A 20699-nucleotide genomic window follows, 5' to 3' on the forward strand; every position below is an offset into this window, starting at 1 on the left:
CTAGCCGCCAAGCCCTTCGCGATCCGCCGATCCAGCTATTAATTGCACGATATTTCCGCCCACGGGATAATGCCGGCCGTTTTCCATGGGTCGCCTGCCGCGCCCTGGTCGCGGCGGAATGGACGCCCCGAGGGGCCTTGAGAATTAGCACGTGATCGAGTTCAACATCGACCGATGGCACGCCTGGGCACCGGGCATCGACAGCCCCGATACCTGGTCCAGGTGGAGCGCCGCGCCCTGGCAGCCGCCGGCCTCGCCCGACTTGCAGCCCGACGTCAGCTTCCTGCCGGCCATGCAACGGCGCCGCCTCAGCCCTCTGGCGCGCATGGCCTTCGCCGTGGCCTGGCCGCTGGCCGAAGATCACGGCCCCATGCCACTGGTGTACGCCTCGCGCCACGGCGAAACGCCGCGCAACTACGAACTGCTCTGCGAACTGGCGCGGGGCGAGGAGCTCTCGCCGACCCAGTTCAGCCTGTCGGTACACAACGCGATCATCGGCCTGTGGTCGATCATGCGCGGCGACACCAGCGAGATGAGCGCACTGTCCGCCGAAGCCGACGGCCTCGAACATGCACTGCTGGAAGCCTGCGCCCTGCTCGACGAAGGCGCGCCACGGGTGCTGTTGATGATCACCGAAGGTGTGCAGCCGGAGCCCTACCAGCCGTGGATCGACGACGCGCCCTTCCCCTACGCCCTGGCTCTGGTGATCAGCCCCGGCAGGCAATGGCGCCTGACGCTGGACAGCGCAGCCGGCGCCACTGAACCGAGCACCTGGCCGCATGCACTGAATCTGGTCCGGGCGCTGCTGGGCGACGCGGGAATGCCTGTGCATTCCTGCCGCGGTCGCCACTGGCACTGGCACGCCGCGCCATGAAGCAGCCCTACAGCGCACCGCGCCTGTGGCGCCAGTTCGCCACCGGACTGAGCTTTGCCTACTTCGGAATAGGCGGGCTGATCCTGCGCGTCGTCGTGTTCCCACTGCTCGGCCTGTTCGCCAGGGACGCCCGCGACCACCGTCGGCTGTCGCGCCTGGCCACCCATCGCACCTTCCGCGCGTTCGTCAACTTCATGCACCGCAGTGGCGTACTGACCTATCAGATCGAGGGCGCGGAACGCCTGGGTCGCCCAGGGCAACTGGTGATCGCCAACCATCCTTCGCTGATCGACGTGGTGGTGCTGATCTCGGTAATCCCCGACGCCAACTGCATCGTCAAGCAGAGTCTGTGGCACAACCCCTTCACCCGCGGGCCGATCCGCGCCGCGCAGTACATCAGCAACAGCGGCAGCCTGGACATGCTCGAAGAGGCCGCCGATGCGCTGCGCGAGGGCCAGACGCTGATCGTCTTCCCCGAAGGCACCCGCACCACGCCGGGCCAACCGCCGGAATTCCATCGCGGCGCCGCCTCGATTGCCCTGCGTGGCGCCCAGGTGATCACCCCGGTGATCATCAGGGTGGAACCGACCACCCTGACCAAAGCGGAACCTTGGTACAGCGTTCCGTCGCGTCGATTCCACTTTCATCTGCGCGTGGGTCAGGATATCGACCCCCGACAGTTCACCGAACAGGGGCCGCTGCCCGTCGCTTCACGTAAACTCAACGACTGTCTGCACAACTACTATACGAAGGAGCTCGCCTCAGATGAGCGATCTGCAACATGAAATCAAGCAGCTGATCATCGACGCCCTGGGCCTGGAAGACATGGGCCCGGACGACATCGGCTCGGATCAGACGCTCTTCGGCGAAGGCCTGGGCCTGGACTCGGTGGATGCCCTGGAACTCGGCCTGGCGATCCAGAAGCGTTTCGGCGTGAAGATCGACGCGGACTCCAAGGACACCCGCAAGCACTTCGCCAACGTGAACAGCCTGGCGGCCTTCGTGTCTGCCCAGCGCGCCGCCTGAGGGGCTCGCCATGCAGAACCGTGACGAGATATTTGCCAGCCTGCGCGACACCCTGGTCGAGCTGTTCGAACTGGAACCCGAGCGCATCACCCTGGACGCCAACCTTTACGAAGACCTGGAGATCGACAGCATCGATGCGGTCGACCTGATCGACCATATCAAGCGCCAGATCGGCAAGAAGATTGCCGCCGAGGAGTTCAAGAGCGTCCGTACCGTGGGCGATGTGGTGACTGCCGTCGAGCGGCTGCTGCAGGGCGAAGACGCCTGAGCGGCCAAGGCCGCATGCGCAGGACCGGATCGATCATGACCCACCCGACAGGCTTCGCCACCCGATGAAACGCTGGATCGCAGCGGCCCTGCTACTGGCCGGGCTGGCTTACCCGTTTGCCGTCTACTTCGGCATCGAGCACCTGTCGCCAAGGCTGTTCGCCCTGATGCTGGGCGGGCTCTGGCTGGCGCGCTCGCTGCTGGCGCCGAGCCGTCCCGGCGGGCGACTGCTGACCGGTGGCGCGCTGGGGTTCTGCCTGGCATTGGCGCTGCTCGACGACCCGGCCCTGCTGCGCTGGTATCCGGTGCTGGTGAATCTGGTGATGCTCGGCGTGTTCGGCATCACCCTGATCTACGGCCCGCCGCTGATCGAACGCCTGGCGCGCCTGCGCGAGCCGGAGCTGCCGCCGAAGGCGGTGCGCTACACGCGCCGGGTGACCCAGGTCTGGGTGCTGTTCTTCATCTTCAACGCGACCCTCGCGACGCTGCTGACCCTCTGGGCGCCGCTGTCCTGGTGGACGCTCTACAACGGCCTGATCGCCTATCTGCTGATGGGCCTGCTGTTCGCCGGCGAGTGGCTGGTGCGACAGCGCGTACGGAATAGCGCATGACCTGGATCTGTCTCGACCGCCTGCTGCTCGATGAGCATGCCGCGCCCCTGTTCCTGGCGCCGGCGCTGAACCACGCCACGCTGCGCGAGCGCGCCCTGCGCCTGGCCGGCGGCCTGCGGGCGCGTGGTGTGCAGCGCCTGGCGCTGCACCTGGAGGATGCCGGCGAGATGGCCGTGGCGCTGCTCGGCGCCTGGCGCGCCGGCGTTGCCGTGCTACTGCCGGCCGACCTGCAGGCCGCCAGCCGCGCACGCCTGAGCCCACGCGTCGACCTGTGGCTGAGCGATCAGCCCGGTGACGCCCAGCTCGCGGAGCTGTTCGGCGAGCCACTGCCCGCCGCCGCACTGGAGCTGGACGCCACCCTGCTGACGCTGTGCACTTCCGGTTCCAGCGGCGAGCCCAAGCTGATCGACAAGCAGCTGCGCCAGCTGGCCAACGAGCTGGATACGCTGGAGGCGCTCTGGGGTAGCGCGCTGGACGATGCCTGCGTGATCGGCAGCGTCGCCACCCAGCATATCTACGGCCTGCTGTTCCGCCTGCTCTGGCCGCTGTGCGCCGGCCGCCCGGCACTGCGCCGCGCGCTGCCATTCCCCGAGGACATCCAGCTGGCCAGCCGCGAACACGCCGCCTTCTGCTGGGTCGGCAGCCCGGCGCTGCTCAAGCGCATGGGCGACAACCTCGACTGGCCGGCGCTGCGCGCGGTGCGCAAGGTGTTCTCTTCCGGCGGCGCGCTGCCGGCCGACGCGGCGCAAGCGCTCCAGCAACGCCTCGGCCAGTGGCCGACGGAAATCTACGGCAGCTCGGAAACCGGCGGCATTGCCTGGCGCCAGGGCGGCAGCCTCTGGCAGCCCTTCGCCGGGGTCGAGATCGAGCAGGCAGCCGATGGTGCCCTGGCACTGCGCTCGCCCTGCCTGCCGCCGAACCATCGCGAACAGACCGCTGATGCGGTACGCATCGACGCTGACGGCCGCTTCGAGCTGCTCGGCCGGCTCGACCGCATCGTCAAGCTGGAAGAGAAGCGCGTCTCCCTGCCGATGCTGGAACAGGCGCTGGCGGCGCATCCCTGGGTCGCCGAGGCACGTCTGGGCGTGATCGAGGACAATCGCGCCTACCTCGGCGCCCTGCTGGTGCCCAGCAGCGAGGGCCTGCACGTGTTGCGCAACCAGGGCCGCCGCGTGCTGACCGAGGGCCTGCGCCAGCATCTCAAGGGCCATTGCGAGCCCCTCGCACTGCCGCGCCGCTGGCGCCTGCTGCACGAGCTGCCGGGCAACGCCCAGGGCAAGCTTGGCCAGGCCGAGGTGGACACCCTGCTGGCGGCACCGCGCCCGGACAAACCGCAGATCCTCGACGCCCGCGAGCAGGACGGCGAGTGGCAGCTGCACCTGCGCATCCCGCTCGACCTGCGCTACTTCAGCGGCCACTTTCCCAGCACCCCGGTACTGCCCGGCGTGGTGCAGATCGACTGGGTCCTGCACCTGGCACCGGGCTACCTGACGATTCCGCCGCGCTTCGTCGGCATGGAAGTGCTCAAGTTCCAGCAACTGCTGCGCCCCGGCGACCTTGCCAGCCTGACCTTCCGCTTCGATCCTGCGCGCAACAAGTTGTACTTCTCCTACCAGATCGGCGACAGCGCCGCCTCGTCCGGCCGCATCGTGCTCGGAGCAGCAGATGCCTGACACCCTGGCCAGCCCGTTCCGCCCCTGCGCGGTGATCCCGGTGTACAACCACGAGCATGCGCTGCCGGTGGTGGTCGAGAGCCTGCGCCAGTCGCACCTGCCCTGCCTGCTGGTCGACGACGGCTCCGCAGCGGCCTGCGCCGCCGTCATCGACAGCCTGGCGGAGCAGGACGGCGTCCAGCTGCTGCGCCTGGCGCACAACCAGGGCAAGGGCGGTGCGGTGATGGCCGGCCTGCGTGAAGCGGCGCGGCAGGGATTCAGTCACGCGCTGCAGGTCGACGCCGATGGCCAGCATGACCTGGGCAACCTGGAAGACTTTCTCGAGATCGCCCGCGAGCAACCGCAGGCGCTGGTCTGCGGCTATCCGCAGTACGACGACAGCGTGCCGCGCGGCCGCCTCTACGGCCGCTACGCGACCCATGTGTGGGTCTGGATCAACACCCTGTCACTGTCGATCCGCGATTCCATGTGCGGCTTCCGCGTGTACCCGCTCGCCAGCACCATCGCGCTGATCGACAGCGAGCACATCGGCCGGCGCATGGACTTCGACAGCGACATCCTGGTGCGCCTGTTCTGGCGCCAGCAGCCGATGCGCTGGCTACCGGTGCGAGTGCATTACCCACTCGATGGCGTCTCGCACTTCCAGCTCTGGCGCGACAACTGGCTGATCTCGAAGATGCACGCGCGACTGTTCTTCGGCATGCTCTGGCGCGCGCCGACACTGCTCTGGCACAGGTTGCGCCGATGAACAACGGACACTGGGCCGCGCACCGCGAACGCGGCAGCTATCTGCTGATGAAGTTCACCGTGGCCAGCTCGCGCGTGCTCGGCCGCCGCCTGCTCAGCCCGCTGCTGTACGCCATCGTGCTGTACTTCTTCCTCGCCGGCCGGGCGGCCCGCCAGAGCGTGCGCGAGTACCAGCAGAACCTCGCCGAATGGAGCGGACGCAGCGAGCTGCGGCCGACCCTGCGCTCGGTGTTCGGCCAGTTCATGGCCTTCGCCGACGCTCTGCTGGACAAGATCGATGTCTGGCACGGGCGAATCGGTTTTGCTGACATCGACATCGAGGACCCGGCCGGCATCCGCCCGCAATCCCATGCCCGCGAGGGTCGCGGGCAAATGCTGGTCGGCGCGCACCTGGGTAACCTCGAGGTGTGCCGGGCGATGGCCGAAAAGGGTGGTCGGGCCGTGCTCAACGTGCTGGTCCACACCAAGCATGCCGAGCACTTCAACCGCCTGCTCGGTGAGGCCGGAGCGAGCAACCTGCGCCTGGTCCAGGTCAGCGAGCTGGACGCCGGCACCATGCTGCAGCTGTCCCAGCGGCTGGATGCCGGCGAATGGCTGGCGATCGCCGGTGATCGGGTTGCCCTGCACGGCGGGCGCAACGTCAGCGTGGATTTCCTCGGCCGGCCGGCGGCCTTGCCACAGGGCCCCTGGCTGCTCGCCGGGCTGCTCGAGTGCAAGGTCAACCTGTTCTTCTGCCTCAAGCGCGGCGGACGCTACCGGGTGATCATGGAGCCGTTCGCCGAGCGCATCGCCTGGAAACGCAGCGAGCGCGAAGCGGTGATCCGCGAACATGCCCAGCGCTACGCCGAGCGCCTGGCCCATCATTGCCTGCAGGCGCCTCTGCAGTGGTTCAACTTCTTTGCCTTCTGGAAACAGCATGACGACAGCAAATCCTGAATCCGTAGTCTTTGGCGCCGCCCCCCTGCGCCTGGAACAGGTGGTGGCCCTGGCTCGCCAGCAGGCAGCCGCGCAGTTGCAGGACGACGACGCGTTCCGCCAGCGCATCGCCCGCGGCGCGCAGTTCCTCGACTCGCTGCTGGATCGCGAAGGGGTGATCTATGGCGTGACCACCGGCTACGGCGACTCCTGCGTGGTGGCGGTGCCGCTGCATCAGGTCGAGGCGCTGCCGCGGCATCTGTTCACCTTCCACGGCTGCGGTCTGGGCAAGCTGCTCGAAGCGGACGCCACCCGCGCCGTGCTTGCCGCGCGCCTGCAGTCGCTGTGCCAGGGAGTTTCCGGCGTACGCCTGGAGCTGCTCGAACGCCTGCAGGCATTCCTCGCGCACGACGTGCTGCCACTGATTCCGGAGGAAGGTTCGGTCGGCGCCAGCGGCGACCTGACCCCGCTGTCGTACATCGCCGCCACCCTGTCGGGCGAGCGCGAAGTGCTGTTCAAGGGTGAGCGCCGCACGTCGGCGGACGTGCATCGCGAGCTGGGCTGGACACCCCTGGTGCTGCGCCCCAAGGAGGCCCTGGCGTTGATGAACGGCACGGCGGTGATGACCGGCCTGGCCTGTCTGGCCTACTCGCGCGCCGAGTACCTGCTGCAGCTGGCAACGCGCATCACCGCCATGAACGTGATCGCCATGCAGGGCAACCCGGAGCACTTCGACGAGCGCCTGTTCGCCGCCAAGCCGCACCCCGGCCAGTTCCAGGTCGCCGCCTGGCTGCGCGAAGACCTGGCCATCGATGCGCCGACCGCGCCCCTGCACCGCCTGCAGGATCGCTACTCGCTGCGCTGCGCGCCGCATGTACTGGGCGTGCTGGCCGACAGCCTGGGCTTTCTGCGCCAGTTCATCGAGACCGAACTGAACAGTGCCAACGACAACCCTATCATCGACGGCGACGCCGAGCGCGTGCTGCATGGCGGGCACTTCTACGGCGGGCATATCGCCTTCGCCATGGACAGCCTGAAGAACCTGGTCGCCAACGTCGCCGACCTGCTCGACCGCCAGCTCGCGCTGCTGGTCGACACCCGCTACAACCATGGCCTGCCGAGCAACCTGTCGGGCGCGCCGGCCGCCACTGCGATGATCAACCACGGCTTCAAGGCGGTGCAGATCGGCACCAGCGCCTGGACCGCCGAGGCACTGAAGAACAGCATGCCGGCCAGCGTATTCTCGCGCTCCACCGAGTGCCACAACCAGGACAAGGTCAGCATGGGCACCATCGCCGCGCGCGACGCCATCCGCAGCCTGGAGCTGACCGAACAGGTCGCCGCCGCGACGCTGCTGGCCGCCCAGCAGGGTGTTTGGCTGCGCGAGCAGCAGGCCGATGCCCGGCCCCTGCCGCCGGCACTGGCAGCCATGCATGCGCAGCTGGCCGAGGACTTCGCCCCACTGATCGAAGATCGTGCGCTGGAGGCCGAGCTGCGCCTGTGCCTTGCGCGTATCCGCGCACAACACTGGAGGCTGTATGCGTAAGGGCGGCGTATTGCATGCCGAGGTCGAGATCGAAGTCCCCTTCTTCGACGTCGACAGCATGGATGTGGTCTGGCACGGCCACTACGTGAAGTACTTCGAGGTCGCCCGCTGTGCCTTGCTCGATCGCATCGGCCACGGCTACCGGCAGATGCGCGAAGCCGGCTTCGCCTGGCCGGTGATCGACCTGCAGCTGCGCTACGTGCGCGGCGCGGTGTTCGGCCAGAAGATCATCGTCCGCGCCGACCTGATCGAGTGGGAGAACCGCCTGCTGATCAACTACCTGATCCGCGACGCGCAGAGCGGCGAGCGCATGACCCGCGGCAGCAGCACCCAGGTCGCGGTGGACGTCGCCAGTCGCGAGATGCAGTTCAGCTCGCCTGCCGTGTTCGTCGATGCGGTAGCGAGGACACTGGCATGAGGGCGTTGCTGCTGGCCGCCCTGCTGCTTTGCACGGGCGTGCTCCAGGCCGAGACGGTCGACGAGCTGGAAGCACGTCTCGGCGCCCTGCGCCCGGTGAACGGCAGTTTCATCCAGGAGAAGCACCTGCGCGCGCTGCCGCAGCCGCTGACCAGCACCGGCCTGTTCGAGCTGACCCCCGAGCACGGCCTGCTCTGGCAGGTGCGCAGTCCTCTGCAGCAGGACTATCGCATCGACGACAGCGGCATCTCCCGGCTTACCCCGCAGGGCTGGCAGGAACAGCCCGGACGCGACGCCGCAGCGCACCAGAGCCGGCTGTTCCTGTCCCTGCTGCGCGGTGACCGCAAGCGTCTGGAAGAGAACTTCGAGGTGCTCTACAAGGGTGACGACAACGCCTGGCAGGTCGAGCTACTGCCGCGCAGTAGCCTGATGCGCCAGGTTTTCACCCGGATAAGCGTCGAGGGCAGCGAGCATGTCGAACGCATCGAGCTGTTCGAGACCCAGGGCGACCGCACGCTGCTGCGCCTGACCAGCCAGTACCGCTGACGCGCCGCCATGTCCAGCCGCACTGAGCACCTGCCGACCTGGTGGACTGCGAGCTTCCTCGCCGCCCTGCTGGGCCTGCTGCTGCTGACTGCGTGGCAATGGCGCGACGGTGCGCCGATCAGCGCCAACCTGCTCGAACTGCTACCGGGGCATAGCAGCGATGCGCTGCAGGAGCAGGCCGAGCAGCGCATGCAGGAGCCGCTCAATCGCGACCTGGCCTTGCTGGTCTGGCACCCGCAGAACCAGCAGACCCTAGCGTTGACCGCCGCGCTGGCCGCCGAACTGGAAGGCAGCGGCCTCTACGAACGCGTGCAGTGGCAGTTGCAGCCCGACCTCGCAGCGGTACGCGAACAATTGCTCGCTGGTCGTCTTGCCCTGCTCGGCGATGCCGAGCGCGAGCAACTGCTCGCGCAGCCACAGGTCTTCGTCGAGGCACGCGTGCAGGCGTTGTTCGACCCCTTCAGCGGCAGCCCCCTGGTGCCACTGGCGCAGGACTGGTTCGGCCTGGCCCAGGCGATCCAGAACCATCCGCCGCAGCGCGCACGCATCCGCATCGACGACAGCGGCGCCTTGCGCATCGAGCACCAGGGGCGCGACTGGACGCTGCTGCGTGCGCGCAGCAGCGCCAGCGCCTTCGACCAGCAGCAGCCCTTGCTGGTCGCAGCCCAGATCGCCGCCGCACGCAGCCGGATCGAAGCCGCCGGCGGCGAGCTGCTGGCCACCGGGGGCCTGCTGTATGCAGCCCATGGCCAGCAACAGGCGCGTCAGGAAAGCAGCCTGATCGGCGGTATCTCGCTGCTCGCCGGGATCGCCCTGCTGCTGGCACTGTTTCGCTCGCTGCGGGTGCTGGCGGCGGTGCTGCCGGTACTGGTCGGCGTGCTCAGCGGCGCTGCGGCCTGCGTCGTGCTGTTCGGCCAGATCCATGTGCTGACGCTGGTGCTCGGCGCCAGCCTGATCGGCGTGACCCTGGACTTCCCGCTGCACTATCTGTCCAAGAGCTGGGGCCTGCAGCCCTGGCGCGCCACCGGCGCCCTGCGACGGGTGCTGCCGGGGCTGAGCCTGGCGCTGGCGACCAATCTGATCGGCTACCTGGCCTTGGCCTTCACGCCCTTCCCGGCGCTGACCCAGGTCGCCATCTTCTCTGCAGCCGGCCTGCTCGGCGCCTTTTTCTGCACGCTGTGCCTGGTGCCGCGCCTGCTCAACGCTCCGTTGCGCCCCTGGCCGGCGGCGGTAGGGTTCGCCGAACGCTGGCTGGCCGGACGCGAGCGTCTGCTCGGCCGCATCGGCACACCCTGGCTGCTCGGCGCGCTGCTGCTGTTCTGCACAGGCGGCGTCTTGCAACTGAACTTCAAGGACGATCTGCGCCAGTGGATCGCCGCGGCGCCGGACCTGCAGCACCAGGCCGAGCAGATCGGCGAGATCGTCGGCTATCAGCCGACCAGCCAGTTCCTGCTGGTTCGCGCCGCCGACGAAGAAGCACTGTTGGGCCTCGAGAGGCAGGTGCGTGACACGCTCGATCAACTGGTCGCGGAACAGCGCCTCGGCGGCTACCAGGCTCTTTCGCAGCTGCTGGCCAGCCCGGAACGCCAGAAGGAACTGGCCGCGGGGCTAAGTCGCCTGGCGCAACACACCGATGCCTTGCTGGCATTGGGCGTCGAACAGCACGCCCTGGAGGCGGAAATCGCCCAGCTGCAGGCGTTGCCCGTCGTCGATATCGAGCAGGCCCTGGCGGGTCCGCTCGGCGAGGCCTGGCGACCGCTGTGGCTCGGCAGCGATGCACAGCGGGGCGTCGCCAGCATCGTCAGCCTGCAGGGCCGCATCGACAGTCCGGCCCTGGAGCAGCTCGCTGCAGGCCACGAGGGTGTGCAACTGGTCGACCGGCCAGCACAGCTGAATCGGCTGTTCGCCCAGACCCAGATCGAAGCCGCCGAGCTCAAACTGATCGCCTGCGTACTGATCCTCGCGCTGCTCTGGCTGCCCTTCGGCCTGCGTGGCGCGCTGCGCTGCCTGTCGATTCCACTGCTGGCGGCGCTGGCGGCACTGGCCAGCCTCGGCTGGCTGGGGCAGCCACTGACCCTGTTCGCCCTGTTCGGCCTGCTGCTGGTGACCGCGATAGGAGTGGACTACGCGATCCTGATGCGCGAAAGCATCGCCGGTCGCGCGGTCAGCCTGCTCGGTACGCTGCTGGCGGCCATCACGACCTGGCTGTCGTTCGGCCTGCTGGCGCTGTCGCAGACCCCGGCGGTGAGCAGCTTCGGCCTGGCGGTCAGCCTCGGCCTGCTGTTCAGCTTCCTGCTCGCGCCCTGGGCGGCGAGCCGGCAGGAAGCGCCGTCGTGCTGATCGCCGCGTTCTGGCTGCTGGTCCTGCTGCTGTTTCTCGGCGCCACTGCGCTGGGGCGATGCTTTGGTCTCGCCGGGATCATCAGCCAGTTGCTGCTGGCGGCCTTCATCCTGCCGCCGTTGCTGTTGCTCTGGGTCGAGCCGAACTGGCACTTGAGCGCCAGCCAGCTACTCGCGCCACGGGCGCTGGAGCTGGCCTACGGCCTGAGTTTCGCCCTGCTGCTGGGCTACATCCTCAGCGACGTGGTCGATCTGCAGATCAGCGCGCAGAGCCTGAAGATCGCCCTGCCCAGCTTCGCCATGCCGTTTTTCTGCGGCCTGGCCTGCGCCTGGTGGCTGCTGGATCAGGCCTGGCTGAGCGCCGTGGCGATCGGCCTGCTGTTCTCGATCACCGCGATCCCGGTGCTCTACCTCTATCTACAGAGCATCGGCTATCCCGCGGCACGGATACGCACCCTGCTGCACGCGGCGATCCTGATGGACGTGGCCTGCTGGAGCCTGTTTGCCCTGGCGCAGAGCAGCAGCCAGCCGCAGAACCTGCTCTGGCCGCTGCTGGCTGCCGCCCTGCCGCTGGCGCTGCGTCTGCTCGGGCTGCGTCAGCCGCTGTGCTACAGCCTGCCGTTCTTCGTGCTGATGGCCGCCCTGCACCTGCTCGAGCTCAATGCGCTGGTGTTCGGCATCCTCTACATGCTTTGCCTGGCACTGTTGCGTCAGCCGTTCCGCCTGCCACTGCCCGGCCCGCTCTGGCAGCGGCTGCAGAATCATCTGGCGATTCCCCTGATCCTCACCTGCGGGGTGCTCGAGGTGCAGTTTCGCAGCGTGCTGCAGGACTACTCCTGGCTGCATCTGCTGGTGCTGCTGGCGCTGCCGGTGGCGAGCAAGATCGGCGGTAGCTGGCTCGGCCTGCACTGGGCAGACCGCGAGGCCGCAGCCGGCGTAAAATGGCGCGAGAGTCTGTTGCTGAACATTCGTGGACTGACCGAAATCATGTTTCTCAACCTGCTGTTGCAGCAGGATCTGATCGATTCGGCGGTGTATTTCAGTCTGCTGCTGATGAGTCTTTTCTCAACCCTGCTGCCGGTGGTGCTGCGCTCGCGCCCCACCGGTGGCGCCCACTCTGTCGAGGCGAATGCTGGCCATGGCGTCCGTGAACCCTGAACAACGCAGCGTGATAGTGATAGGCGCAGGCCCCTCCGGAGCCATCGCCGCGGCCCTGCTCAAGCGCAAGGGCCATGATGTGCTGATCCTCGAACGTCAGCGCTTTCCGCGCTTCTCTATCGGCGAGAGCCTGCTATCGCACTGCCTGGACTTCGTCGAGGAGGCCGGCATGCTCGAGGCGCTGCAGGCGGCCGGCTTCCAGACCAAGCACGGCGCCGCCTTCGGCTGCGACGAGCAGTACACCGAGTTCGACTTTCGCGACAAGTTCACCCCCGGCCACGGCAGCACCTACCAGGTCCAGCGCGCCGACTTCGACAAGTTGCTGGCCGACCAGGCCGAACTGCAGGGCGTGGAGATCCGCTACGAGGAAGAGATAGTCGCCGTCGATTTCAGCGCCCGTCCGCGCGTCCAAGCACGTCGTGCCGACGGCAGTGAATACAGCCTGGAGGCCGACTTCGTTCTCGACGCCAGTGGCTATGGCCGCGTCCTGCCGCGCCTGCTCGACCTGGAAGCACCATCCAGTTTCCCGGTGCGTCACGCAGTGTTCACCCATATCGAGGACCGCATCGAGGATCCGCGCTTCGACCGCGAGAAGATCCTCATCACCACCCACCCCGAACATCGCGACGTCTGGTACTGGACCATCCCGTTCAGCAACGGCCGCTGCTCTCTCGGCGTGGTCGCGGCCAGGGAGCGCTTCGACGGCCGGGGCGAGGATCTCGACGCCTGCCTCAAGCAGTTCGTCGCCGAGGCGCCGAACCTGCGGCGGATCCTCGGCAATGCCGTCTGGGATACCCCTGCCCGGCTGATCGGCGGCTACTCGGCCAACGTCAAGAGCCTGCATGGTCCCGGTTTCGCTCTGCTCGGCAATGCCGCCGAATTCCTCGATCCGGTGTTCAGCTCCGGCGTGACCATCGCCATGCGCTCGGCAAGCATGGCCGCAGGCCTGCTCGATCGGCAGCTGCGCGGCGAAACCTGCGACTGGGAACAGGACTTCGCCATCCCCCTCAAGCGCGGCGTGGATACCTTCCGTGCCTACGTCGAGGGCTGGTACGACGGCAGCTTCCAGGACGTCATCTACTACCCCAAGGCACAGCCGGAGATTCGCCGCATGATCTGCTCGATCCTTGCCGGCTACGCCTGGGACCTGAACAATCCCTACGTCGCCGAGCCCAAGCGCCGGCTGCGCGTACTGGCCGAGCTGTGCGCCCAGACTGCATAAGGACACCGATGAGCGCTGTACCCCATCTGCGCCACCCGCGCTGGCTACTTCTGGCACTGCTCGGTCTGCTGACTGCCTGCGCTGCGCGTGCGCCGCTGCCGCAGATCGAGCCGACCTTGCCGCAGCCATTGCAGTTGCACCTGCAGGTCGACATCGACGGCCAGGCGCAGGACTGGCTGCTGGTGATCCAGCGCGAAGGGCAGTCGCTGCGCTGGCTATTGTTCGATCCCCTCGGCGTACCGCTGGCGCGCCAGTCGCTGCGTGACGGCAGCTGGCATGCCGACGGCCTGCTGCCGCCCAATCCGCGCGCCCGCGAACTGTTCGCCGCACTGCTGTTCGCCCTGACCCCTTCGGCGCAGCTGACCCAGGCCTATCCCGACCGGTTGCAGGTCAGCGGCAACCAGCGCCGCCTGCAGCAGGGCGGAGCGGTCCGCTGGCAGGTCGAGCAGCTCGACACGAACACCTTCACCCTGAGGATCGGTGACGAACGTTATCGGGCTCGGCTTCTGGAGCAGCGCCAATGAGCGCGATACTCGATGCCCTCGGCCTGGTCTGCGCGCTCGGCCAGGGTCGTGAAGCAGTCGCCGCGGCACTGGCCGCTGGCGATCGCAGCGGCATGCGTGGCGACGACCGCTGGGTGAGCGGCCGGCAGATGACCGTCGGCGCGGTGCCCGGTGAGCTGCCGCCACTACCGCCGCAGCTGGCAGACCAGGACACGCGCAACAACCGCCTGCTGCTGGCCGCTGCGCGGCAGATCGAACCCGCGCTGCAGGCCGCCGTGCAGCGTTACGGCCGCGGGCGCATCGGCGTGGTTCTCGGCACCAGCACCTCGGGCATCGAGGAGTCCAGTCAGGGCATCGCCAGCCTGGTCCAGCAGGGCCAGCTGCCGTCGCACTACAGCTATCTGCATCAGGAGCTGGTCGCCCCGGCCAGTCTGCTCGGCCGCTGGCTCGGCATCGACGGGCCCTGCTACAGCATTTCCACCGCCTGCACTTCCAGCGCCAAGGCGCTGCAGAATGCCCGCCGGCTGTTGCGCCAGGGCGTCTGCGATGCCGTGGTCTGCGGTGGCGTGGACAGCCTGGCGCGGCTGACCCTGAACGGCTTCGCCGCGCTGGAGGCGGTCAGCGACGGGCCCTGCAATCCGTTCTCGGTGAACCGCCAGGGGATCAACATCGGCGAGGCTGCGGCACTGTTCCTGATGACCCGCGAACCCATCGACCGGCTGCAGGCGCCGATTACGCTGCTCGGCGCCGGCTCGACCTCCGATGCGCACCATATTTCCGCGCCCGAACCCAGCGGTCGCGGTGCCCGCGAAGCGATGCTCAAGGCCCTGGACGACGCCAACCTTGCCGCCACGCAGATCGACTACCTCAACCTGCACGGCACCGCGACCCTGCACAACGATGCGATGGAAAGCCTGGCGGTCGCCGCGGTGTTCCCCGCGGGCGTGCCCTGCTCTTCGACCAAGCCGCTCACCGGACACACCCTGGGCGCCGCCGGCGCACTGGAGGCAGCCTTCTGCTGGCTGAGCCTGGCCTCGGACAGCGGCCGGCTGCCCCCGCACCTGTGGGATGGCCAGGCCGATCCGGCGCTGCCGCCGCTGCGGCTGACCGGACCGGGTCAGCGACTGGGCGGCGCCGGGCCACGCCGGATGATGAGCAACTCCTTCGCCTTCGGCGGCAGCAACGTCAGCCTGATCCTGGGGGATCTGCCGTGAGCCGCTGGAGCATGGCCGAGCTGCTGCCGCATGCCGGCGACATGATCCTGCTCGACGAGCTGGTCAGCTTCGATGAGGAGCATGCTCACGCACGTCTCACCGTGCGTCCCGGTGGCCCGTTCAACCGGCCCGATGGCAGCCTGCCGGCCTGGGTCGGTATCGAGCTGATGGCTCAGGCCGTCGCAGCCTACGGCGGCTGCCGCGCCAAACTGGCCGGACTGCCCATCGAGCTGGGTTTTCTGCTCGGTACGCGCAGCTATCAATGCAACGTCGAGCACTTTCCCGCCGGCGTCTGCCTCGACGTGCGCGCCATCCGCTCACTGGAGGACGACAACGGCATGGGCGTGTTCGAATGCCATATCGACGGGCCGGGCATCAAGCTCGAAGCGCGGCTCAATGTATTCCGGCCGCCTGAGGTGGCCCGCTATCTACAGGAACCCCAAGCATGACCGAGCGCATCCTGGTCACCGGCTCCAGCCGCGGTATCGGCCGCGCCATCGCCCTGCGCCTGGCCCGCGCAGGCTTCGACATCTGCCTGCACTGCCGCAGCGGCCGCGCCGAAGCCGAAGCCGTTCGCGAAGAGATTCTCGCCCTTGGTCGCCAGGTGCAGATCCTGCAGTTCGACGTTTCCGACCGTGCCGCCTGCCGCGAGCATCTGGAGGCCGACATGGAGGCCAACGGCGCCTACTACGGCGTGGTCTGCAATGCCGGCCTGACTCGTGACGGTGCCTTCCCAGCGCTCACCGAGGATGACTGGGACCAGGTTCTGCGTACCAACCTCGACGGTTTCTACAACGTCCTGCACCCGATCAGCATGCCGATGATCCGCCGCCGCAAGCCCGGCCGGATCGTCTGCATCACCTCCGTGTCAGGACTGATCGGCAACCGTGGCCAGGTCAACTACAGCGCCTCCAAGGCCGGCGTGATCGGTGCCGCCAAGGCCCTGGCGATCGAGCTGGCCAAGCGTCGCATCACCGTCAACTGCGTCGCCCCCGGCCTGATCGACACCGACATGCTCGACGAAAACCTGCCGCTGGAGCAGATGCTGCAGATGATCCCGGCACAGCGCATGGGCACGCCCGAGGAGGTTGCCGGCGCGGTGAACTTCCTGATGTCCGAGGAGGCCTCCTACATCACTCGCCAGGTGCTGGCGGTGAACGGGGGGTTGTGCTGATGGCTGCGCGTCGCGTCGTAGTGACCGGCATGGCCGGGGTGACCGCCCTGGGCAACGACTGGAACAGTATCGAGGCGGCGTTCCTGGCAGGGCGCAGCGGCATCCGCCAGATGCCCGAGTGGGACCGGTTCGCCGACATGAACACCCGTCTGGGCGGGCCGGTCGACGACTTCGTCACCCCGCCGCACTGGACTCGCAAGCAGACCCGCAGCATGGGTCGCGCCTCGCGCATGGTGGTGCATGCTGCCGAGCGTGCGCTGGCCGACGCCGGGCTGCTCGACGACCCGATCATCCGCGACGGCCGCATGGGCGTGGCCAGCGGCTCGTCCACCGGCAGCACCGACGAGGTCAAGGCCTTCGGCAACATGCTGCTCAATGGCGATGCCGGCAGTCTCAATGCCAATTCGTACGTGCGCATGATGCCGCACACCACGGCAGCCAACGTCGGCATCTTCTTCGGCCTGCAGGGGCGTCTGATTCCCACTTCCAGCGCCTGTACCAGCGGCAGCCAGGGCATCGGCTACGCCTACGAGGCGATCAAGTATGGACGCCTGGCGATGATGCTCGCCGGCGGTGCCGAAGAGCTCTGCCCGACCGAGGCCATGGTCTTCGACGCGCTCTACGCCACCAGCCTGCGCAACGATGATCCGCAGAGCTCACCGCGCCCCTATGACATCAGCCGCGATGGCCTGGTGATCGGCGAAGGCGCCGGCATGCTGGTACTGGAGGAGCTCGAACACGCGCTGGCACGCGGCGCGCGGATCCATGCCGAAATCGTCGGCTTCGGCAGCAACACCGACGGCGCGCACATCACCAAGCCGGAGCAGGCGACCATGCGCAGAGCCATGGAGCTGGCGCTGGAGGATGCCGGCCTGCCGCCTGCGGCGATCGGCTACGTCAACGGTCATGGCACCGCCACCGAGCAGGGCGACATCGCCGAGACCCAGGCGACCAGCAGCCTGTTCGGCGCGCGCATGCCGATCAGCTCGCAGAAGAGTTATCTGGGCCATACGCTCGGTGCCTGCGGCGCGCTGGAGTCCTGGTTCAGCATCGAAATGATGAACCGCGACCTCTACGTGCCGACTCTGCACCTGCGCGACGTCGATCCACGCTGTGGGGAACTCGACTACCTGCAGGAGGAACCAAGGCAGATGAGTCACGAGCACGTGATGAACAACAATTTCGCCTTTGGTGGAGTCAACACCTCGCTGATCTTCCGTCGCTGGCGCTGACCTGGAGAGTCCTCATGCCCAGTCGTCTTGGCAGCGTTCTGCTGCTCGCCGCCGCCCTGCTGCTCGGTGCCTGCAGCTCGAAACCGGTACTGGAGATACGCCAGACCGACGTGCCCCAGTCGCTCAGCCAGCAGCAGGTCGAGCAGGCCATCCTCACCGCCCTGCAGCAGCGCCGCTGGAGCGTGGTGGAGCGCCGGCCCGGCCACATCACCGCCAGCATCGTGCAGCGCCAGATCCTGCGCGCGGTAATCGACATCCGCTACGACGAGCGCTCCTATTCGATCAGCCACCGCAGCAGCGAAGGGCTGGAATACCGCGACGGCAAGATTCACCGCACCTACAACAACTGGGTGACCTACCTGGATCGCAACATCCAGCAGGTTCTGCACAGCCGCGCGCCGAACGAGCCGCTACCCTAAGCCGTAGCGGAATGAAAAAAGCCCAGGCATCTGCCTGGGCTTTTTTCTGTCTGGCAACTCAGCCGTGATAGCGCGCCGACAGCTCGTGTACCGCCTCGATGAAGGCTCCAGCATGTGCGGGATCGACCTCGGGGGTGATGCCATGGCCGAGGTTGAACACGTGGCCGGTGCCGGAACCGTAGCTGGCGAGGATCCGCCCGACCTCGGTACGAATGGCCTCGGGGCTGGCGTAGAGCACGCTGGGGTCCATGTTGCCCTGCAGTGCCACCTTGTCCCCGACCCGCGCGCGGGCGCTGCCGATATCACAGGTCCAGTCCAGCCCGAGGGCTTCGGCGCCGCTGTCAGCCATCGACTCGAGCCAGAGACCACCACCCTTGGTGAACAGGATCACCGGTACGCGGCGACCGTCGTGCTCGCGGATCAGCCCGTCGACGATCTTCTGCATGTAGGCCAGCGAGAACTCCTGATAAGCCGCCGCCGACAGGCTGCCACCCCAGGAATCGAAGATCTGCACCGCCTGGGCGCCCGCACGGATCTGCCCGTTGAGATAGCTGGTGACCGACAGTGCCAGCTTGTCGAGCAGCGCATGCATGGCCGCAGGGTCGGTGTAGAGCAGCGCCTTGGACTTGCGGAAATCCTTCGACGAGCCGCCCTCGACCATGTAGGTGGCCAGGGTCCAGGGACTGCCGGAGAAGCCGATCAGCGGCACGCGGCCACCCAGCTCGCGGCGAATGGTGCGCACCGCGTCCATGACGTAGCCCAGGTCCTGTTCCGGATCGGGTATCGGCAGCGCGTCTATGTCCGCCGCATTGCTGACGACCTTGCGAAAGCGCGGGCCCTCGCCTGTCTCGAAATACAGCCCCAGCCCCATGGCGTCGGGCACGGTGAGGATGTCGGAGAACAGGATGGCGGCATCCAGCGGATAACGCTCCAGCGGCTGCAGGGTGACCTCGCAGGCCAGTTCCGGATTCATGCACAGGCTCATGAAGTCACCCGCCTTGCCGCGACTGGCACGGTACTCCGGCAGGTAACGGCCGGCCTGGCGCATCATCCAGACCGGAGTCACATCAACGGGTTGCTTGAGCAGGGCACGCAGGAAGCGGTCGTTCTTCAGGGCAGTCATGGCGGTATCCGGAAAAAAACTGCCGGCATTGTCGCAAAGCACCAGGCAAAAGGCACGGCGAGGGCCGCGCCTTTTATCCATCGGCTTGATTCAGCGCAACAATCCTCGGCCGCCAGACGCCCGCTCAGTAACCGCAGGATGGCGCACGCGTATTCCGGACCTGGCAGGGTGGTCCCTGTCGACACGCGCTCGACTGACGCAATGAAAAAGCCCGGAACAACTCCGGGCCCTTTCACTGCCGCTCAGCCTAGAGCTGCAGGTAGTCGAGGATGCCTTCGGCGGCGTTACGGCCTTCGAAGATCGCGGTTACCACCAGATCGGAGCCACGGACCATATCGCCACCGGCGAAGATCTTCGGATTGCTGGTCTGGTGCTTGTAGCGCCCCTGCTCGGGAGCTACCACGCGCCCCTGGCTGTCCATCTCGATGCTGAACTCCTGGAACCAGGGCGCAGGGCTGGGACGGAAACCGAAGGCGATGATCACCGCGTCGGCGGCCAGGATCTCTTCCGAACCGGGGATCGGCTCGGGGCTGCGACGACCACGGGCGTCCGGCTCGCCGAGCTGGGTCTCGACCACCTTGACCCCGGCGACCTTGCCGTCGAACTCGACGATGCCGATCGGCTGGCGGTTGAAGAGGAACTTCACGCCCTCGTCCTTGGCGTTCTTCACTTCACGGCGCGAGCCGGGCATGTTTTCCGCATCGCGACGGTAGGCGCAGGTCACGCTCTTGGCACCCTGGCGGATCGAGGTGCGGTTGCAGTCCATCGCAGTGTCACCACCACCGAGCACCACGACCTTCTTGCCCTTCATGTCGATGAAGTCCTCGGCCGACTTCTCGAAGCCGAGGTTGCGGTTGACGTTGGCGATCAGGAAATCCAGCGCGTCGTAGACGCCCGGCAGGTCCTCGCCGGGAAAGCCGCCCTTCATGTAGGTGTAGGTGCCCATGCCCATGAACACCGCGTCGTACTCGTCGATCAGCTGCTGCATGCTGATGTCCTTGCCGACCTCGGTGTTGAGGCGGAACTCGATGCCCATGCCGGTGAAGACTTCGCGACGATTGCTCATCACGTTCTTCTCCAGCTTGAACTCGGGGATGCCGAAGGTCAGCAGACCGCCGATTTCCGGGTTCTTGTCGAACACCACCGGGGTCACGCCGTTGCGCACCAGCACGTCGGCGCAGCCCAGGCCGGCCGGACCGGCACCGATGATGGCGACGCGCTTGCCGGTCGGCACCACCTTGGACATGTCCGGGCGCCAGCCCATGGCGAACGCGGTGTCGGTGATGTACTTCTCTACAGAACCGATGGTCACCGCGCCGAAGCCATCGTTGAGGGTGCAGGCACCCTCGCAGAGACGATCCTGCGGGCATACACGGCCACAGACTTCCGGCAGCGTGTTGGTCTGATGCGAGAGCTCGGCGGCCGCCAGGATGTTGCCCTCGGAGACCAGCTTCAGCCAGTTGGGAATGTAGTTGTGCACCGGGCACTTCCATTCGCAATAGGGGTTGCCGCAGCCCAGGCATCGATGTGACTGTTCGGCGGCCTCGGCCGGCTTGAACGGCTCGTAGATCTCGACGAATTCCTTCTTGCGCTGACGCAGCAGCTTCTTCTTCGGATCGCTGCGGCCGACTTCGATGAACTGGAAGTCGTTGTTCAGACGTTCGGTCATTTCAAAACCTCTTTACAGCAGCTG

At 67.2% G+C, this 20699-nt stretch carries 22 protein-coding genes; 20 read left to right on the forward strand and 2 right to left on the reverse strand.

Annotation, left to right across the window (positions count from 1 at the left end; translation table 11 throughout):
- Positions 1-151 precede the first annotated feature (151 nt).
- The 20 genes from DBO85_RS16600 (at position 152) to DBO85_RS16695 (ending at position 17883) form a co-directional block, all read left to right on the forward strand.
- Complete coding sequence (locus tag DBO85_RS16600) at positions 152-874, forward strand: beta-ketoacyl synthase chain length factor (RefSeq protein ID WP_108108518.1); 723 nt, start codon at positions 152-154, stop codon at positions 872-874.
- The gene (locus DBO85_RS16605) at positions 871-1659 is read left to right on the forward strand and encodes a lysophospholipid acyltransferase family protein (RefSeq protein ID WP_177429795.1); all 789 of its coding nucleotides are present in this window, start codon (positions 871-873) and stop codon (positions 1657-1659) included. The genes DBO85_RS16600 and DBO85_RS16605 overlap by 4 nt, the downstream gene beginning before the upstream one ends.
- A complete protein-coding gene (locus DBO85_RS16610; protein ID WP_108108520.1) occupies positions 1640-1900 on the forward strand; it encodes a phosphopantetheine-binding protein in 261 nt (86 codons plus the stop codon). Before DBO85_RS16605 ends, DBO85_RS16610 begins: the two co-directional genes overlap by 20 nt.
- A gap of 10 nt (positions 1901-1910) precedes the next feature.
- A complete protein-coding gene (locus DBO85_RS16615) occupies positions 1911-2168 on the forward strand; it encodes an acyl carrier protein (protein WP_108108522.1) in 258 nt (85 codons plus the stop codon).
- Positions 2169-2232: 64 nt separating this feature from the next.
- The gene (locus DBO85_RS16620; RefSeq protein ID WP_108108524.1) at positions 2233-2778 is read left to right on the forward strand and encodes a COG4648 family protein; all 546 of its coding nucleotides are present in this window, start codon (positions 2233-2235) and stop codon (positions 2776-2778) included.
- On the forward strand, positions 2775-4451 hold the full coding sequence (locus DBO85_RS16625; protein WP_108108526.1) for an AMP-binding protein: 1677 nt from the start codon (positions 2775-2777) through the stop codon (positions 4449-4451). The genes DBO85_RS16620 and DBO85_RS16625 overlap by 4 nt, the downstream gene beginning before the upstream one ends.
- Entirely contained in the window at positions 4444-5199 is a 756-nt protein-coding gene (locus DBO85_RS16630; protein WP_108108528.1) for a glycosyltransferase family 2 protein, read from the forward strand. The genes DBO85_RS16625 and DBO85_RS16630 overlap by 8 nt, the downstream gene beginning before the upstream one ends.
- Positions 5196-6134, forward strand: coding sequence for an LpxL/LpxP family acyltransferase (locus DBO85_RS16635; RefSeq protein WP_108108530.1), 939 nt, complete (start codon positions 5196-5198; stop codon positions 6132-6134). The genes DBO85_RS16630 and DBO85_RS16635 overlap by 4 nt, the downstream gene beginning before the upstream one ends.
- Complete coding sequence (locus tag DBO85_RS16640) at positions 6115-7659, forward strand: HAL/PAL/TAL family ammonia-lyase (RefSeq protein WP_108108532.1); 1545 nt, start codon at positions 6115-6117, stop codon at positions 7657-7659. The genes DBO85_RS16635 and DBO85_RS16640 overlap by 20 nt, the downstream gene beginning before the upstream one ends.
- A complete protein-coding gene (locus DBO85_RS16645) occupies positions 7652-8077 on the forward strand; it encodes an acyl-CoA thioesterase (RefSeq protein WP_108108534.1) in 426 nt (141 codons plus the stop codon). The genes DBO85_RS16640 and DBO85_RS16645 overlap by 8 nt, the downstream gene beginning before the upstream one ends.
- On the forward strand, positions 8074-8622 hold the full coding sequence (locus DBO85_RS16650; protein WP_108108536.1) for an outer membrane lipoprotein carrier protein LolA: 549 nt from the start codon (positions 8074-8076) through the stop codon (positions 8620-8622). The genes DBO85_RS16645 and DBO85_RS16650 overlap by 4 nt, the downstream gene beginning before the upstream one ends.
- Before the next feature lie 9 nt (positions 8623-8631).
- Complete coding sequence (locus DBO85_RS16655; protein ID WP_108108538.1) at positions 8632-10962, forward strand: MMPL family transporter; 2331 nt, start codon at positions 8632-8634, stop codon at positions 10960-10962.
- Positions 10956-12119 (forward strand): cation:proton antiporter, encoded by a 1164-nt coding sequence (locus DBO85_RS16660; RefSeq protein WP_233356629.1) that lies wholly within the window; start codon positions 10956-10958, stop codon positions 12117-12119. The genes DBO85_RS16655 and DBO85_RS16660 overlap by 7 nt, the downstream gene beginning before the upstream one ends.
- Positions 12100-13341, forward strand: a complete 1242-nt coding sequence (locus DBO85_RS16665; protein ID WP_108109069.1) for an NAD(P)/FAD-dependent oxidoreductase — start codon at positions 12100-12102, stop codon at positions 13339-13341. Before DBO85_RS16660 ends, DBO85_RS16665 begins: the two co-directional genes overlap by 20 nt.
- A gap of 8 nt (positions 13342-13349) precedes the next feature.
- A complete protein-coding gene (locus DBO85_RS16670; RefSeq protein ID WP_158268904.1) occupies positions 13350-13865 on the forward strand; it encodes a DUF3261 domain-containing protein in 516 nt (171 codons plus the stop codon).
- Positions 13862-15058, forward strand: coding sequence for a beta-ketoacyl-[acyl-carrier-protein] synthase family protein (locus tag DBO85_RS16675; protein ID WP_108108540.1), 1197 nt, complete (start codon positions 13862-13864; stop codon positions 15056-15058). Before DBO85_RS16670 ends, DBO85_RS16675 begins: the two co-directional genes overlap by 4 nt.
- Before the next feature lie 11 nt (positions 15059-15069).
- Positions 15070-15507 carry an ApeP family dehydratase gene (locus tag DBO85_RS16680; RefSeq protein WP_407681489.1) on the forward strand — a complete coding sequence of 146 codons (438 nt, stop codon included), beginning with the start codon at positions 15070-15072 and terminating at the stop codon, positions 15505-15507.
- Positions 15504-16232, forward strand: a complete 729-nt coding sequence (gene fabG, locus DBO85_RS16685) for a 3-oxoacyl-ACP reductase FabG (protein ID WP_108108544.1) — start codon at positions 15504-15506, stop codon at positions 16230-16232. Before DBO85_RS16680 ends, fabG begins: the two co-directional genes overlap by 4 nt.
- Entirely contained in the window at positions 16232-17464 is a 1233-nt protein-coding gene (locus tag DBO85_RS16690) for a beta-ketoacyl-ACP synthase (RefSeq protein ID WP_108109071.1), read from the forward strand. Before fabG ends, DBO85_RS16690 begins: the two co-directional genes overlap by 1 nt.
- Positions 17465-17478: 14 nt before the next feature.
- Positions 17479-17883 (forward strand): hypothetical protein, encoded by a 405-nt coding sequence (locus DBO85_RS16695; protein ID WP_108108546.1) that lies wholly within the window; start codon positions 17479-17481, stop codon positions 17881-17883.
- Positions 17884-17941: 58 nt separating this feature from the next.
- Here DBO85_RS16695 and hemE read toward each other — a convergent pair whose 3' ends face one another.
- Together hemE and DBO85_RS16705 are read right to left on the reverse strand one after the other, a co-directional pair.
- Entirely contained in the window at positions 17942-19006 is a 1065-nt protein-coding gene (hemE, locus tag DBO85_RS16700; protein ID WP_108108548.1) for a uroporphyrinogen decarboxylase, read from the reverse strand.
- Between the two features lie 247 nt (positions 19007-19253).
- A complete protein-coding gene (locus DBO85_RS16705) occupies positions 19254-20675 on the reverse strand; it encodes an FAD-dependent oxidoreductase (RefSeq protein WP_108108550.1) in 1422 nt (473 codons plus the stop codon).
- Positions 20676-20699: the final 24 nt, after the last annotated feature.

This window comes from Pseudomonas mangrovi (assembly GCF_003052585.1).
GTDB classification, from domain to species: domain Bacteria; phylum Pseudomonadota; class Gammaproteobacteria; order Pseudomonadales; family Pseudomonadaceae; genus Aquipseudomonas; species Aquipseudomonas mangrovi.